The sequence below is a fragment of the Rhizobium sp. Root1334 genome, assembly GCF_001426665.1.
In the GTDB taxonomy this organism is placed as follows: Bacteria; Pseudomonadota; Alphaproteobacteria; order Rhizobiales; family Rhizobiaceae; genus Pararhizobium.
This window is the reverse complement of sequence record NZ_LMEY01000008.1, coordinates 44,112-60,593: the sequence shown is the minus strand read 5'-3', so window position 1 is coordinate 60,593 and position 16,482 is coordinate 44,112. Positions and strand designations below refer to the sequence as shown.

Sequence of the window (16,482 nt, the reverse complement as noted above, 5' to 3'; positions counted from 1 at the left end):
CGCATGGCCCGCACGATGACGAATGACGCGCGAAAGAAAGACACGCACGAAAAAATCGAACTCGGTGGCCTGATCGTCAAGGCAGGACTTCGCTACGAGAAGCGGGCACTGCTGCTCGGCCTGCTGATCGATGCAAGTCGCCGCCTCAAGGGCAACGATGCGGAGCAATCGCGCCTCACGGCGATCGGCGCGGAGGCGTTCACTCATGACGGCGAGTAAACTGTTCCTCGCCGTCATCCCGGCCACGACGATGATCGTCGTCGTGGTTTTCATGCCGGGGATCGAACACTGGCTGGCCGCGCTCGGCAAGACCGCGCAGGCCAAGCTGATGCTCGGGCGGATCGGCCTTGCGCTGCCCTATGCGACCGCGGCTGTGATCGGCACGATCTTCCTGTTTGCGGCGAATGGCGCAGCGGGTATCAAGGCGGCAGGATGGGGCGTCGTCAGCGGAAATGGAATGGCCATCCTCATCGCTCTCCTGCGCGAGGGGGTTCGCCTGGCCGGGATCGCTGGCGACATCCCGGAAGGACAATCCGTGCTCGGATATGCGGACCCCGCAACGATGCTTGGCGCATCGACAACGCTCTTCGCCGGCGTCTTCGCACTGCGCGTCGCGATGAAGGGAAATGCCGCTTTCGTCAAAGCCGCACCACGGCGGATTGGGGGAAAGCGAGCGGTGCATGGCGATGCCGACTGGATGAAGGTTCAGGAGGCGACCAAACTTTTTCCCGATCCAGGCGGCATCGTTGTCGGCGAACGGTATCGCGTCGATCGCGACAGCGTTGCGGCTATGTCGTTCCGCACTGACGATCCGTCGACCTGGGGCGCGGGGGGCAAGGGCCCGCTCCTATGCTTCGACGGCTCTTTCGGCTCATCGCATGGCATCGTCTTCGCCGGATCCGGCGGTTTCAAAACGACGTCTGTAACGGTACCGACCGCGCTCAAGTGGGGCGGCGGCCTCGTCGTCCTCGACCCGTCGAGCGAGGTCGCGCCGATGGTATCGGAGCATCGCCGCAAGGCTGGCCGAAAGGTGTTCACTCTCGATCCCTCGGCGTCACGCGTCGGCTTCAATGCGCTCGACTGGATCGGGCGACACGGCAGCACGAAAGAAGAGGACATCGTCGCCGTCGCAACGTGGATCATGACCGACAATCCCCGCTCGGCCTCTGCGCGCGACGATTTCTTCCGGGCATCGGCCATGCAGCTTCTGACGGCCCTCATCGCAGACGTCTGCCTGTCCGGTCACACGGACGAGAAAGACCAGACGTTGCGCCGTGTGCGTAAGAACCTTTCGGAGCCGGAGCCGCAGCTGCGGGCGCGCCTGACCAAGATCTACGAGCAGTCGGAATCGGACTTCGTGAAGGAGAATGTTTCGGTCTTCGTGAACATGACGCCTGAGACCTTTTCCGGGGTCTACGCCAATGCGGTGAAGGAGACGCACTGGCTGTCCTATCCGAACTATGCCGCGCTCGTCTCAGGCGACAGTTTCTCGACCGACGATATCGCCGATGGCGGGACAGACATCTTCATTGCGCTCGATCTGAAGGTACTGGAAGCCCATCCCGGACTGGCGCGTGTCGTTATCGGATCGCTGCTCAATGCCATCTACAATCGAAACGGCGATGTGAAAGGTCGCGCGCTCTTCCTGCTCGACGAGGTCGCCAGGCTGGGCTATCTGCGGATCTTAGAGACCGCGCGCGACGCCGGGCGCAAATACGGCATCACGCTGACGATGATCTTCCAGTCCATCGGCCAGATGCGCGAGGCCTATGGCGGGCGGGACGCGACGAGCAAGTGGTTCGAATCCGCGTCGTGGATCTCGTTTGCCGCGATCAACGACCCTGATACCGCCGACTATATCTCGAAACGCTGCGGCGATACGACCGTCGAGGTCGACCAGACAAACCGCTCTTCAGGAATGAAGGGATCGTCGCGCTCACGCTCCCGGCAGCTCAGCCGCCGGCCACTGATCCTGCCGCATGAGGTGCTGCGCATGCGCGCCGACGAGCAGATCGTGTTCACATCAGGCAATCCGCCGCTCAGATGCGGACGGGCCATCTGGTTCCGACGCAAGGACATGAGCGCGTCCGTCGGTGAGAACCGGTTTCACAAGCAAATCTCGGAAGGGGTAAAGAGCTATAGGGCCGCTCCGACGACAGATACTGAGGAGACATGACAGTGAGACTTTTTACGGCAATTGCCAGCCTATCCCCCTTGGCAATTGGCATCCTTGCATCTGTTGCCTCAGCCCAACCTTCAAGCAGTGCAAGCAGCGCGAGCGAAGCCTTCTCTATCTGCGGAAGCGGGCAACGGATCACTTGCGTGGTGGATGGTGATACGTTCTGGTTTAGAGGGGAAAATATCCGGATAGCGGACATCGACACGCCGGAGCTCAGCCCGCCAAGATGCGAGCGCGAACGCGAGCGAGGTCTTGCGGCGAAACAGCGTCTGCTCGACATCCTAAATTCGGGTCCGCTCTCGTTCAAGACGACCGCCAGAGATGAAGATCGCTTCGGTCGCAAGCTCCGGATCGTCTACCGCGATCGGCGATCGGTCGGCGATATTCTTGTTGCCGAAGGCTTGGCTCGGAAGTGGCAAGGATCGCGCCGGAGTTGGTGCGAATGAACGGGCACAAGGATCAACGTTGTGAATCAATAATGCCCGTCCGATTCAAAACTCTCATTGGACGGCCGAATCCGAACGCGCGATTCTGCGAGCATGATCACGCAGCCTTACCACCTCTATGTCGAGCGTATCGCGCCGGAAAAGAACATGGCGCGGTTTTACGCGCTCGCCGTTCAGCCGACATTGTTCGGCGAGGTGTCGCTTGTACGCGCCTGGGGGCGGATTGGAACGCGCGGACAGCAGATGGTGCATCTGTTTGACAACGAGAGCCAGGCTATCAACCTGTTCCTTGACGTGCTTCGCGAGAAGCGCAAACGGGGTTATCGGCCCAAACCACCTGTGGACATCAAGCGGATCTGACCCTCATCCCCATCGTCGCCGATGACAATCCGCTCATAAGCTGACACGGATTTATCTTTGTTAGAAGAAGCGAGGAATCCCATGACCACAACCAATGAAATCGCCGACAAGATTGCAGCCGATAGCGGCCTGACAAAGGTTCAGGCCAAGGGCATTGTCGAGGCCGTCTTCCAGGCAATCGCCGATGCCGCAGGCTCCGACGCTGAAACCTCGATTCCCGGCTTCGGCAAATTTAAGGTGAAAGCTTCGCCTGAGCGCGAGGGTCGCAATCCCGCGACCGGAGAGAAGATGACGGTTGCGGCTTCGAAGAAGCTGACCTTTGCGCCGGCGAAGGCGCTCAAGGATGCACTGAACAAGTGATCCCTGACGTGGAGAGCCCCGCCTTGTCGGGCGGGGCGTCCGGTATCAGTCCCGGGTCGACCGGGACCAGATGAGGGAAAGACCTTCTTCGCCTTCGACCTCGATCAGCGTTGCGTAGATCGGGGCTGGGAAGCTCGGGTCGTCGAGCTTGACCGAGAGGTAGTCGCGGCCTTCGTTCGAGGTCTTCTTCCAGGCTGCGCCGAATTCGACCGTAGCCCCGGCGAGGATGCGGTAGTCCGGGCCCTTTTCGGATGTGCGCTCGACGGCGCGGATGGTTGCCTTGACGTTGAGGTTGAGGGTCTTGATGGTCCCGGAGAAGCCGTTGCCGGAAGCGGTGAAAGAGCCGATGGTTGCCATTGTCGTAATCCTTTTCGGTTGTTCGGGCCGCGTCCATCGTGGCCTCGATGGCAGTCGATAGGACCAGAGACGATCGGCCCGCACCTGAAAGGCCGAAACGGAGTGGAGGACGGCCAAAGGAGAGGCTTTCTTGGTCAGCGCGAGGAATGGGCGCTTCAGCGCACAGGGGAAGAAAACGAGCCGGCCGTTGCGGATGCCGAGCGAGCCGAGCACCGCGAGGCGGTCTTTGGTCAGACATGCCCCATCGAGACCGCAGTGGACGTGCCGGCTGACAGATCAAGTGGTACGACTATGGCATTATCGAGAGGTGCCGAATGGGAACGGGTTGCATAGTGGCCACAACTCCCAATCGAATGGTCGTAGCGAACGCCCACATGTGACAAATTGCCGGAACGGGCACTATGCCTCCTCGCTTAGGCTCAGACCATTTCGCCAAGGTGGTGTCTGACCCATTTGGCCTCCTCCGACGCTGTGCGACCGAAATGTCGCTTAAAGTCTCGGCTGAACTGGGCCGGGCTTGCATAACCGACTGACGTCGCGACCACCGCAATCGTCTTTTCCTGGCGGGCGATGATCAATCTTGCTTCTTGCAGCCGCATGGCCTTCACGTATTGCATCGGACTGGTGCCAGTCAGGTCCTTGAAATGCACATGGTAGGACGGCGCGCTCATGCCCACCCTGCCGGCCAAGTCGGCGATGGAGATTTCAGTGCCATAGTGCTCCCGCAGCCAGGCCAGGCTCCGGAAGATTTTCCCGTATGGTCCACTGTGCTGAAGCGCGGCAATCATTGCGCCGCCTTGCGGACCGACCAGCACTCGATAGTGCAGTTCGCGCAGAATGCCAGCACCCAGAACAGCACTTTCGACCGGACTGCGAAGCGCCCTCAACAGGCGTAACAGGACGTCCTCGATGTCAGCATCCATCTTGTTCGACATCAGACCGCGTGGCGGATGACCCGCAAGCTCGCTGCGCTTTTCGACCTGCAGGGCGATCTCTGCCGCCAACTGCATATCGAATTCGAGATAGACCGCAAGCAATGGCCTCTCCGGACTGGCGGTCGATTCCATCCTGAAAGGCACGGGAACAGAAACAGCCAGATAGTGGTCTTCATCGTAGCGGAAGATTTCTCCGTCCAGCATGCCCTGCTTGCTGCCCTGCAGGACGAACACCGCGCCTGGGTTATAGAGGACCGGGACATCGTGGAGCACGGCCTCGGTGCGGAGAATACGAACGCGATCGAGTCCGGTCGGATTGTATCCGTGACGCGGAGCTAGACCGCCGGCCAACTCGACCAGCTGGCCTCGCATCGATTGGCGATGTCCGTCAATCATAGGATTTGGCAACAACTTCATCGGATCTGCAATCGTTCAACCGGACGATTAATACTATCTGTCAAACGTCTCCTCAATCAAGGAAGTTCGTACATCATGTCGAGAAAGACCTTTTTCATCACCGGCGCAAATTCCGGCTTCGGCTTGGCCATCGCTACGGCTGCTGCCCAGATGGGCCATCAGGTGATCGGCACCGTCCGCTCCGAGACGGCACGCTCGGCGCTTGCCGCAGCCGTGCCCGCCATTCACCCCGTCCTTTGCGACGTCACCGCGTTCGACCAGATTCCGGATGTCGTCCGTGATACGGAAGACAAGTACGGGCCGGTCGATGTGCTCATCAACAATGCCGGTTACGGCCACGAGGGCGTCATCGAAGAATCGCCTCTCGAAGAGATGCGAAGACAGTTCGACGTGAACGTCTTTGGCGCTGTAGCTGTCGCCAAAGCGTTTATTCCCAGGCTCCGCGAACGGCGCCAGGGTTTCATCGTCAATGTCACGTCGATGGGCGGCATGATCACCATGCCCGGTATTGGGTATTACTGTGGCAGCAAGTTTGCGCTGCAAGGCATATCGGAAGTGATGCGTTCAGAAATGGCGCCGTTCGGCGTGCATGTGACGACGTTATGCCCCGGCTCTTTCCGCACAGACTGGGCCGGACGTTCGATGATCCGCACGGAAAGGTCGATCGCGGATTACGATTCCCTTTTTGATCCGATACGCGAGGCCCGGCAGTCAGTCAGTGGCAAGCAGCTTGGTGATCCAGAGAAACTCGCTGCAGCCGTCTTGATCCTAGTCGAGACCGATAACCCGCCACCGCAGCTTCTCCTTGGCAGCGACGCTCTCAAGCATGTATCGGCGAGAATCAAGCGTCTTCAAGAAGAAATCGATGCGTGGACGTCCGTGACGGTATCGACGGACGGCTGACCGGAGAAAGAGGACGCTCGGACCCTACGGCGCAATTACCCATTTATGATTTTCCTAAATGAGGTCTTAGGCGGGGCCGAAGCCCCGCGATCGTCCTATTCGAATGCTGCCATCTGGGCCGTTGCGGCCTTTTGATCGATGGAGTTGGCGGGCTGTTCGACCGCGCGCTCGTAAGGCTTCCAGGTTTCGCCTGTGATATTTTCGTAGGCGGAGACGGCGCCTTCGGCTGCCATGCGAAGCACGTGGGCCTGCAGGCCCATGTCGGCTGCGAACTCGCGCTTGCGCTGGGCGCGGCTGTCGAAGCCAACCGGGCCGTCGAGGTCCTCATCCCTGATGTCGTTGGAAAGCTTCGTGGTGAGGTCGCGAGCCTCCGTGACCGCGCGGCTGTAGAATTGCCCGGCGCCGTAGGCGGAGCCGACGAAGGATCCGACGATGCGCTGCATGTGGATCTGCATGGCCTTTTCGGCAAGGCCGTCTTTCAGCGCATCGGCGCTTTCGATCAACTGGCCGCGATGGAGATCGCGGATCCCATCACTGTCGATGAGGGCAAGGCCGAAGCTTTCGGAGATGCGCAGTGCCTGGGTTGTATCGGGGCAGGCGTGCCTGACCATTTCGAGTGTGGTGGCGCGCTGGGATTTTGCCGGACGGTTTTTCTGGGTGGAGCGGTTGAGCGGTGTCATGATCGGATCCTTTATGAGCGATGTTTCAGCGAAGCCCGGGGTGCCGGTTGTCGTCCGGCTCAGCCCCTCGGGTGCGGGCAAAAGGACATGGGCACCAGCGGCCCGGCCCAAGGTCAGGGCATTGCCAGAGGAGCGGAGAAGGTTTGCGGATGGTGCTGCCCGCATCAAGCGGGCTGCGACAGACGCGGGCCTGCCTTGCGACGCGGCGATGAACCTGCCGCAACGCGGCGCGAAAGCGGCCTTTGACCGGGACGCGCCCATGTCAGACCGCAGCAAAACCGAGGTGCTGTGCCGGCCGACGATCTGGTCCACGACAGCATGATGCAATCGCCAGCCGGATCCGACCATGGGAACGCCGCGTCACCCATTGGGGCACTGACAATTCTCGGGGCCAAGCACACGCCAGTGCAAGCCGGTTGCCCCGTGCCATGTCATCCGCGCTTCGATCAACGCTTTATCGCAGCCTCGACTTGGACGGGCTTTCGGCTCTCACCCGGCTCGGTTGATATGCGTGCCATGATCGGTGAATGGCCCGTGCCGTGTTTTGCATCTCCACCGCGCCTTCGTTTGTCGTGTCCGCTTCTCCCGCCGGGAGCGACAATCCTGCTGCCGTGCCCAGATCCTGCGATAGAGCTCGGTGAAATCGATCACCTGATTTCTGGGAGCGCTGCTGTCTGGAAATGCGACAGTCATTGCCTTGCCGCCCAGGTCACGAAGCTGGACGGACCGTCATATGGCTGGTGCTTCAGTGGATCGATGACGAAGCCATGTCGGCCGATCACGTAGTCGGAGCGTGGAACAAGAAACCGTCGTTCATCGTTCCCCCCACGGATCCCGCCCAGCGTCGCGATGCACTCGACGAGACCCGGTTGGTAATCGGAATTGAGGGCCGCGATGACGACCCAGTCATTGCGATGGCGACTCTCGAATTCCTGCCGGTCCCGCATGTGAGACTGACTGCCGTTCAGTATTGCGCCCGTTACGCGCTCGTAGGCATCGGGGAAATAGTCGCGAAGCGTCCGATCGGCCAACCGACGTTCATAGGTCGTGAATAGATGCGGGAAAGCATGGGCAACCTTCGCCCATTCACAATCCTCTTCGTAAAATTCGGTGTCATTACGATAGAGGGCATGGACGGTGGCATTGGCTTGCTCGGCGAGATGGAAACCGCCGTGACTGGCGGTAGAATGCAGAATGATCCCGTCGGCGAATTGCCGCGAGACCTGCGCCATGCCCCAAGGCGTCGACGCTCCTGCTTGTATCGTCGGCCGGTCCAATGTCCGTAGCTCGGCCTCATGCACTGCTTGTTCTGTGGCCATGTCATCATGGATCTCTGCCATGACAAACTCCTTCTGATTGCTCGAAACAGAAACGCCGCCAGCCTGAGCCAGCGGCGTTGGTTCAGATCCTGATGCCTGGTGCTATTCGGCGGCCTCGCGGAAACCCTCGCCGGCCTCTTCCTCGATGGCGGAATGGTCCACGAGGTCACCATCGGGAAGCTGATCTTCGAGCGTATCGGGATCGTCGCGGACATCCTCCGATCCGCTGTCGACGTCGATGTAGCGTCCAACCCACGACCGCGCGTCATCAGTGGATGGGGCCAGCAGCGCTGCCGGATGCACAAGCTTGCCCTCGGCAAAATGCTCAACCAGAGCCGCACGGGTATCCTTCACCTTGATCCGGCCGGGGACGCCTGCGATCTCCGCGGTCGCCTCCAGCGCAGTGCGTGAGAGGCATGAGAGGAAGTCTTCCGTCGCCATATTGGGCAAGAACTGATCAGCGCCGACGGCGTCGCCGGCAATACGGGCGATCAGGCCGCTATCGGAGCGATTGCGCCGAAGCGAAAGGACTTCGATCAGGACCGAGCGCGCAGCCTGCACCAGTGTCTCGCGATCGAAGGACAACTTGCCGTCCTCACCAATCAGCCTAGCAGCATGCGGGCCGCATTTTGCATGACCATACGGATTGTTCGATGAGCCGCTGGCAATGCTGACATTTGTGCCGGTGAAGGCCAGAATGAGCAGAGCCATCAGCGTGTCGTCTTCGATCGGCGCACGGGCGAGCGCCTCGTGGAGAGCATCGGTTCGCAAATCGCCGATCATGTCGAAACCCTTCTGGGTTACATCGGGACGCGATTTCGGCGCCTCGGCCTCCTCGACGACGGTTTCGACACCATCGGCATCCTTGACCAGTTTGGGTTTCTTCACCTCGGGCATGCGATAGGCGACAGCTTGAACCGAGCCGTCGCGCGCATTGATGTACCAGCCGGTCAGGTCGCCCTTGCCGGGCTTGCCGTAGACCTGTTGCGCCTTTGCCGGCAGCTTGGCCTGGCCGTATTCGTTTGCCTCTATCACTGAACCACGCTTGGGCAGGTTGTTGGCAAGCCATTCCTGCTGCGCCCCGAGAAACGCCTCGACATCAGTGGTGTAGCGGCTGTCCTCGTCAGCGGGTGCAAACAGGTCCTCGACCCAGGTGATGCCATAAGCCAAAGCCAGATCGTCGCCGAAACTTGCATGTTTGGCCAGCATCCGGGTCGTGGTCAGTGCGCGAGCCACCTCCCACCACGAGACCTGCGGGTCCTGCTTCTTCGGCTTGTACTTCTTCCACACCTCGGCCTGCTCGTCCTGGCCGGCGGCGGCGATCGTGCGCAGCTGTTGCTCGTTCGGCATATCACCACGCGCCATCTGGTCGAGCATCGCGGGCAGGATGTTGGCCAGAAGCCGCAGCTTTCTGATCTGTCGGCTGGGGAGTGCCAGCGCCATGGCGATTGACTCTTCGGTCCATCCAAGAGCCACCAGCCGTTCGATGGCGCGCCACTGGTCGACAGGGTTCAACGGTTCGCGGGCGATATTCTCCGCAAATGACTGCATGGCACCGAGATCGTCGGAGGGATCCGCCAGCAGAAGCGGGATTTCCACGAGATCCGCGGCAATCGCCTGGGCGGCGCGGCGGTGACCGAAGACGATGATGTAGCTGTTGCCGCCTTCCGGATCGAGTTTGACGATAGGTGGCTGAACGACGCCGATGGCCCGGATCGATGCGCACAATAGCGCGTCAGACTGTGGTGAGGATTTCGACTGGCGGGACCGGTCGGGATTGTCCTTCAGGCTGCGCGGGTCGGCTGTAATCAACTGCATGGGAATAACCTCTTGAGCTTCGGGCGGACGGACTGTCCTTGCCTCCTCATCTTCTTTTCGAAGACATCTCCCGAGCCGCAGGACGGGCCGGCGGCTGCAATTGCGCCGGAGCAGACCTGGCTTGCGGAGGAGCGAGGCACACCTGCCTTGCGAGGCAAGCTGGCCCGGTCTCGGCGACCGGCGCGATTGAGGGAACCTTCAGCCGTTGGACCGTCCTTGCGAACCGGTTTCCGTCTCCTTTTCCTCCCTCATCTTTTCCTCCCCTCCTCCATCCCTGGTGATGTCACACGATTTTAAGCAATTGCTGCTGAACTCTGGCGATGACAAAGCCGCCGCGCCAAAAATCCCAGCCGCTTTTGCGGGAGACGGACGCTCCGATCCGCTCGCGGCCGCGCAAACCCCGCGATCCGGCGCAGCCGCAGCTCCCTTTCGACCCGATGCCTGATCGCATCGAACCGTGCCTGGCGCTGCTGAAAGCAAAGCCGCCGTCCGGACCGGACTGGATCTACGAGATCAAATGGGACGGCTATCGTGTGGCCGTTCACATCGAGCCGAATTCGGTGCGGATCATCACCCGTGGCGGTCATGACTGGACCCACAGGTTTCCGGCAATTGCCGCCGCTGCGCGCAAGCTCGGCGTCGGGACCGCTATTCTCGATGGAGAGGCAGTCGTGCTCGATGCAGCGGGACGTTCGGATTTTGGGGCGCTGCAGCGGTCACTCGGTGGGCGCGGGGGCAGACAAGCGTCAGACGATGCCATCCTCTACGCATTCGACCTGTTGTATTTCGATGGCCATGACCTGACGAAGATGGAATTGTCCGGACGCCGTCACCTGCTGGAAGACCTGATCGGCGAAAGCCAGGGCGTAATCCGCGTCTCGCAGGAGGTAAAGGCGGATGGCGCGACACTTCTGGCGGCCGCGCGCGAACACGGTCTGGAAGGCATCATCGCCAAGAACCGCGACAGCACCTACCGCTCGGGCCGGATCGGCGACTGGCTGAAGATCAAATGCATCCAAAGCGAAAGCTTTGTGATTGTCGGATACGAGCCGTCCACTGCGGCGCGCGGTGGGATCGGCAGCCTTCTGCTGGCGGCCTACCAGGGTGCCGCGTTCGTCTATGTCGGTTCGGTCGGAACTGGCTTCAAAGAGAAAGAGGCTGTCGAACTCCGCCGGATGCTGGACACGCTGAAGACCAAGCGCGCTGCGGTGGCCGTCGACAAGAAGGGGGCCGTCTTCGTTCAACCGACTTTGATTGCCGAGATCGAATATCGCGCCTGGACCGACGACGGCAAGCTGCGGCATGCCTCGTACAAGGGCCTGCGGGAACAGCAGGACAATGCCGCGATCTACAAGCTCGGCGGATAGCGCGGGGGGATCCAAAAACGAAAGGGCGCTCGACCCTTTCGGGGAGCGCCCTTCCAACCCGGACAGCTTCAAACGCGCGGCAATCGCACTGTGAGGCAAACTATCGAAACGGGTGATGACGGATAGATGTGTATGGACCACGCCCGTTTCAAGTAATCGCAGTATGTCGCCGATCACGCGGCCTGCTGGCGATCCTCCTCTGGTTCATCGGCGGTTGCTGCAAGATCCCTTTCGATCTCGTCCAGTTGGCTCAGCTTGAGTTCGAGCTCGGCTTCGAACGAGAAGCGTTCTCCAAGACGCGGTGTGTAGGAGGCAAGCCGACGTTCGGCGTCAACCAGACGAATGCGATGGTTCTCGCGCTCATGTTCAAACCCACCAAGCGCATGTTCGAGCCGGGAGATGGCACCGATCGGCGTGGTGGTGACGGCCAAATCGATCTCGTAGTCTCCACCTGTGCGTTGGAGCAGGGTGTCATAGCGATAACCGTCCTTGCCGAACCGCTCGCCATGATAGGCGAGATCGAAGCCGCCGATTGTGGCAATGATGACCTCTTTTTCCTCCTGAAGCTGAACCAGCGTCAGAATCTCCTTCATCAGCGCGCGGCCAGCGAGCTTGCGCTCATCGAATGTGTCTTTACCAACTTGCATGACAAAGGCGTCGCCAGAAGTCGGGACCAGCCGGTCGATGTCTTTGCCCACATCCTCGATCCGGCGGCTGGAAAATTCGATATCCCGTTCGGCGTCACGGATCTGCCGCCGGATCGCATGCTGGTCATCGATATGCGCGGCCCGTAGCCGGTCGAGACGGGCGATCTCGGCCTCGAGCCCCGCCTTCTGCATGAGGCGTTCGTCGCCAGACGCAATCGCCTTGGCCATAGCGAACTGGTTTGCCTGCCCCTCGCCCATGTCCTCAAGTCGTCGAACGCTGGTATCGCCGGATAGGGCCGCCGCGATGAAGCGGGCCTTGCGCTCGTTGTTCTGCCACATGGTGGCATCGAGACTGCCTGTTGTCGCGTAGGCGAAGACATCGACCTCGTCATGCTGGTTGCCCTGGCGGATGATCCGGCCCTCGCGCTGCTCGATCTGCGATGGCAGCCAGGGAACATCAAGGTGATGGAGCGCCCTCAGCCGCGCCTGGACGTTGACGCCGGTGCCCATGGTTTCCGACGAGCCGATCAGCACGCGGACCTTGCCGGCATTGAAGTCGTTGAACAACCGCTGCTTGGCGTCCGACTTCTTGTAATCCTGCATGAAGGCGATTTCGGATGCCGGCACACCCAATCGGACCAGTTCATCGCGGATCCAGCGATAGGCCGAAAAGCCACGGGTCGCCTCCACATTGATCGTGCCGAGATCGGAGAAGATCAGCTGACCGGCGCCCGGCCGGTCGAACGGCTTGCCGTCCTTGCGACTATACTCCGCCTCTCCCGTTTCCTGCCAGATCCGGTGGGTGTTAGTGACAAGAGCGTTCAGCTTGTTGGCCGCCTCGTTGCCCATGGCCTGATCAACCAGGCGCAGATCGATCGCGGCGTGACGTCCGTCGGTGATGACCGAGAGCAGGATGTCATCGCCGGGCTTGGCCGGGCCATCGCGCATCTCGATCGCCTTGATCCGCGCGTCCAGCTGTTTCTGGTAGGACTTGAAAGCGGCCGTCGGCTCCGCGGTGACGATCTGGCGCTTGCCGCCGGAGACCTCCGGCACTTTCACATAGGTTTTCAGATCGACCGGCAGCACCACGTCGGCGAAAGATCGGAACATGGCAATGAGTTCCGGCACGTTGACGAACTGGCTGAAGCGCGTAACCGGCTTGTATTTGCCGGATGGCTGCAGTTCGAGTTCCGTCGAAGTGTCGCCGAAGGTCGATGCCCAGGCATCGAACTCGTGCAGACCGCGCTCGGAAAGCGCTTGGCTGTCCATCATCCGCTGCACGGAGAACATCTCGCCGAGCGTGTTGGTGATCGGGGTGCCCGAGGCCAGCACCAGCGCCCTGCCGGGGTTCTTCGTCTCGATGAAGCGGGATTTAACGAACAGATCCCAGGCCCGCTGCGAACCATTGGGATCGACACCGCGCAGCGTCGACATGTTGGTGGCGAACGATAGCTTGCGGAATTCCTGCGCCTCGTCGACGATGATCTGGTCGATCCCAAGCTCGGAGATTGTCAGCAGATCGTCCTTGCGGGTGGCCAGCGCTTCCAGCCGTTCCTTATGACCTTCCTTCATGCGTTCGATGCGCTTGCGAGAAAGCCGGTCGTCACGCTCAACCTTGGTGAGCAGCTCCTCGTAGAGCTCCAGTTCATCCTGGATCATCTGGGCCTCGAAGGCCGATGGCACCGCGATGAATCGAAACGCCGAATGGGTGATGATGATGGCATCCCAGTTGGCGGTCGCTGCCCGTGACAGGAAGCGATGGCGCTTTTCACTGACGAAGTTCGTTTCGTCGGCGACCAGGATCCGGGCATTGGGATAGAGCGCCAGAAACTCGCGGGCCGCTTGCGCCAGGCAATGGCCGGGCACGACCAGCATCGCCTTGTTGATCAGGCCAAGCCGGCGCTGTTCCATGATAGCGGCCGCCATGGTCAGCGTCTTTCCAGCACCGACGGCATGAGCGAGATAGGTGCTACCTGCCGAAGTAACCCGCCAGATCCCGCGTTTCTGATGCCCATAAAGAGAAAAGGCGCCTGAGGCGCCCGGTAGTTGGAGATGATCGCCGTTGAAGGCTCGCGGCGCGATGTTATTGAACGTGTCGTTATAGACACCTGCCAGCCGGTCCGTGCGATCTGGATCCGACCAGATCCAGGATTGGAAGGCCGTCTTGATTTTGGCAAGCTTTTCCTTGGCGGCTTCCGTCTCCACCGTGTTCAGCACACGGCGCTCGGTCTCGCCGTCGCGGACCGTGTCGAAGATCTGCGGCACGGAGGAGTTGAGAGCGTCGGACAGCAGCTGGCCGGCATGGCGGCGATGCGTGCCCCATTCCGTGGTGCCAGAGGCCGACCATTCCAGCTGCCGCGCATTGACCGTCCAGGTCGCCAGTTCCGGCAGATGATGAATGGAGATGTCAGCCTCCATAGTCTCTCTGACGAAGGCGACGACATCGTCGGCGGGAATCCACGGGGCGCCAAGGCGTGCAGTGATATCCGAGGGCCTGAGATCGGCCGGCTGGACGCGCTCAAGCGCCGTCACGTTCCGCGCGAAGACTGGATCGAGCTCAGCCGCAGCGCGGGCGACTGTGAGCTTCGACCGGACTGCGCCGGACAGATAGGCATCAGCCATCTGCCAGGAGCCATTGGACGGATCGCGGAAGATTGCCTCCCCCAGTTCGCCGATAACATCCTCAACGTCGCAATGCAGCAGCTCGGCGATGTGATCGAGATCGACATGGCCGCGTTCGTTCAAAACCACGGCGAGCGCATCAAGAGCCGATGTGATCACTGGTGCCGGGGGCGGGGCGATCACCTGTTCAGTAAAGATCGGCCCGGGTTTGGCGGTGTTTGTCTCCAGATCGTAGTCCTCGATCGAGGCGACCAGCCAGCAATCGGGATCGTCGAGGAACGGCACGAGATTCGGCCGGCGATGGACCTCCCTGACCTCACCGGTTTCCGGATCCTCCGATGTCGAGACGGAGGTGAAGTTGATCGGGCCGAATTCTCGCACGAAACTCGACCAGGCGATGCGCAATGAGACCTGCGCCTTTTGCCAGGGCTGGTCGCGTTCCTGAAGCTTGAGAATGAGCCGGACCGCGTCGCGGATCGGGATCAGCTTTCGGATGATCAGGGCGTGCTTGGCGAAGATGCCGTCGGTGCTGCGGCCCTTCCTGACTTCAACCGGGACAGCAACCCCGTCGACCACCTGCATCAGTGCCGTAGCCTTGCCGATGAAATAGCTGCCCTCGCGAACTTTTGGGTCGTCCGGGCGCTCTGCCATGGCGTCGGCGACCTCGTCCCCGATCGCAAAATCGATCGTGCTGGCCTCGCCGTCGTAGATGTCGGCTGGTAGGTGACTGATCGCGGCGTTAAGGCTCGTCTCGAGATCATCACCGATCGGGAGGCAGGTATAGGCCTCGCCGAATGGACCTGAGGTGAGAGCATGGCGGCCCAACACCATGTCGGGATGATCGACGAACCACCTGTTGATACGGACGCTCCCGCCCTCGCCTTCGGCCTGAACATCCGCAAGATCAAGCCATCTATCGTCTCCAGCCTGCTCTTCGACGCGGCGTTTCCGGAAGAAGAGGATATCGACGATGACATCCGTGCCAGCATCTGCGCGAAAGCTGCCTTCGGGAAGGCGGATCGCGCCAATCAGATCGGCCATGCCGGCGATGTGTTCGCGGGCGCGGGCGTTGGCCTTGTCCATCGTGCCGGACGAGGTGACGAAAGCCGCGAGCCCGCCGGGCTTCAGCCGGTGGATGGACTTGGCGATGAAATAGTCATGCAGCCGCAAGCCGAGAGACCGGAAGGCCGGATCACTCTTCACCGTCCTGTCAGAAAACGGCGGGTTGCCGATCGCCAGATCGAAATGGTCGGGCAGGTCTTTGCGGGCAAAATCGCCGCAGACGATTCTGGCCCGTGGCTGCAGCAGTCGGATGATACGGGCGGTGACGGGATCAAGCTCGATACCGGTGACATGGCTCACCGTCGAGAGAGCATCCGGCATCAGTGCCGGAAACATCCCCGTGCCGATCCCCGGCTCCAAGATCCGTCCACCATCGAACCCCATGCGGATCAAGCCTGACCAGATGGCGCGAACGATTAACTCCGGCGTGAAGTGGGCATATTGGGTGCAGCGCGCCAGAGACGTGTAATCACCTGGTGCTACGGCACTTTCGAGATTGCCGCCGAGCTCCTCCCAGCCTTTTCGAAACGCCTCGTCGCCCGGACGCCGGAATATACAGTTGGCCAGATCCGATGCGCCGAAGCCGGTGAACTTGATCAACTTGGCCTGCTGGTCGGGTCGGGCCGGTAATCCCTGACGTTCGATCTCGTTGGCCAGCATGATGGCGGCAATATTGTCCCGCGCACGGTCGCGCCAGGATTTGGCAAGGCCACGAGAACCCTGCAGCTGGAAATTGACCTCCGTCCGCATCTGCGGTGTGGGCTTCGATTCTTTGCGGACCGGAGCAGCTGGCGCCGGTGTCGAGGGCCGGGGGTCGATATCGATATCGGCCCCGAAATCCGCTGCGAAACCCGACACGCCGAGATCGAAACCGGATGCGAGAGCTGTATTGCCGAACAGGTCGATGGTGAAAGGATCATCATGCGCCATTAGAAAATTCCTTTGAGTGGGCGCGCCGAGGCACACTCGCCGTCAGGTGCGAGTGTTGCCAGGATGCGGATGGTGGAGGT

General features: G+C 60.9%; 14 protein-coding genes. 8 read left to right on the top strand and 6 right to left on the bottom strand.

Annotated elements, in window-relative coordinates; genetic code table 11:
• Positions 1-3 precede the first annotated feature (3 nt).
• The 5 genes from ASD36_RS12675 to ASD36_RS12655 all read left to right on the top strand — a co-directional run bounded on the left by ASD36_RS12675 (position 4) and on the right by ASD36_RS12655 (position 3,345).
• A complete protein-coding gene (locus tag ASD36_RS12675) occupies positions 4-219 on the top strand; it encodes a type IV conjugative transfer system coupling protein TraD (protein ID WP_060510946.1) in 216 nt (71 codons plus the stop codon).
• Entirely contained in the window at positions 206-2,176 is a 1,971-nt protein-coding gene (gene traG, locus ASD36_RS12670) for a Ti-type conjugative transfer system protein TraG (protein ID WP_060510944.1), read from the top strand. Before ASD36_RS12675 ends, traG begins: the two co-directional genes overlap by 14 nt.
• Positions 2,173-2,625 carry a thermonuclease family protein gene (locus ASD36_RS12665; RefSeq protein WP_060510943.1) on the top strand — a complete coding sequence of 151 codons (453 nt, stop codon included), beginning with the start codon at positions 2,173-2,175 and terminating at the stop codon, positions 2,623-2,625. Before traG ends, ASD36_RS12665 begins: the two co-directional genes overlap by 4 nt.
• A 93-nt stretch (positions 2,626-2,718) precedes the next feature.
• A complete protein-coding gene (locus tag ASD36_RS12660; RefSeq protein WP_060510978.1) occupies positions 2,719-2,985 on the top strand; it encodes a WGR domain-containing protein in 267 nt (88 codons plus the stop codon).
• A gap of 81 nt (positions 2,986-3,066) precedes the next feature.
• Entirely contained in the window at positions 3,067-3,345 is a 279-nt protein-coding gene (locus ASD36_RS12655) for an HU family DNA-binding protein (protein WP_060510941.1), read from the top strand.
• Between the two features lie 45 nt (positions 3,346-3,390).
• On the opposite strand, the gene ASD36_RS12650 is transcribed toward ASD36_RS12655, so the two are convergent.
• Both ASD36_RS12650 and ASD36_RS12640 read right to left on the bottom strand, forming a co-directional pair.
• Positions 3,391-3,702 carry a DUF736 domain-containing protein gene (locus ASD36_RS12650; RefSeq protein WP_060510939.1) on the bottom strand — a complete coding sequence of 104 codons (312 nt, stop codon included), beginning with the start codon at positions 3,700-3,702 and terminating at the stop codon, positions 3,391-3,393.
• A gap of 419 nt (positions 3,703-4,121) precedes the next feature.
• Positions 4,122-5,048, bottom strand: coding sequence for an AraC family transcriptional regulator (locus tag ASD36_RS12640; protein WP_060510976.1), 927 nt, complete (start codon positions 5,046-5,048; stop codon positions 4,122-4,124).
• Between the two features lie 81 nt (positions 5,049-5,129).
• Here ASD36_RS12640 and ASD36_RS12635 point away from each other — a divergent pair, with 81 nt between their 5' ends.
• Positions 5,130-5,957, top strand: a complete 828-nt coding sequence (locus ASD36_RS12635; RefSeq protein ID WP_060510931.1) for an oxidoreductase — start codon at positions 5,130-5,132, stop codon at positions 5,955-5,957.
• 95 nt (positions 5,958-6,052) lie between these two features.
• On the opposite strand, the gene ASD36_RS12630 is transcribed toward ASD36_RS12635, so the two are convergent.
• Positions 6,053-6,637, bottom strand: coding sequence for a hypothetical protein (locus ASD36_RS12630; RefSeq protein WP_060510974.1), 585 nt, complete (start codon positions 6,635-6,637; stop codon positions 6,053-6,055).
• 13 nt (positions 6,638-6,650) lie between these two features.
• On the opposite strand from ASD36_RS12630, the gene ASD36_RS30605 reads away from it, so the two are divergent.
• Positions 6,651-6,959, top strand: a complete 309-nt coding sequence (locus tag ASD36_RS30605; protein WP_156393848.1) for a hypothetical protein — start codon at positions 6,651-6,653, stop codon at positions 6,957-6,959.
• Between the two features lie 367 nt (positions 6,960-7,326).
• Here ASD36_RS30605 and ASD36_RS12625 read toward each other — a convergent pair whose 3' ends face one another.
• Positions 7,327-7,977: a hypothetical protein gene (locus ASD36_RS12625; RefSeq protein WP_060510929.1), complete on the bottom strand. Its 651-nt coding sequence runs from the start codon at positions 7,975-7,977 to the stop codon at positions 7,327-7,329.
• A gap of 81 nt (positions 7,978-8,058) precedes the next feature.
• On the bottom strand, positions 8,059-9,774 hold the full coding sequence (locus ASD36_RS12620) for a ParB/RepB/Spo0J family partition protein (RefSeq protein ID WP_060510927.1): 1,716 nt from the start codon (positions 9,772-9,774) through the stop codon (positions 8,059-8,061).
• A gap of 320 nt (positions 9,775-10,094) precedes the next feature.
• Here ASD36_RS12620 and ligD point away from each other — a divergent pair, with 320 nt between their 5' ends.
• The gene (ligD, locus tag ASD36_RS12615; RefSeq protein WP_060510925.1) at positions 10,095-11,141 is read left to right on the top strand and encodes a non-homologous end-joining DNA ligase; all 1,047 of its coding nucleotides are present in this window, start codon (positions 10,095-10,097) and stop codon (positions 11,139-11,141) included.
• A 173-nt stretch (positions 11,142-11,314) separates the two neighbouring features.
• Here ligD and ASD36_RS12610 read toward each other — a convergent pair whose 3' ends face one another.
• Positions 11,315-16,402: a helicase-related protein gene (locus ASD36_RS12610; RefSeq protein ID WP_060510923.1), complete on the bottom strand. Its 5,088-nt coding sequence runs from the start codon at positions 16,400-16,402 to the stop codon at positions 11,315-11,317.
• Positions 16,403-16,482 lie beyond the last annotated feature (80 nt).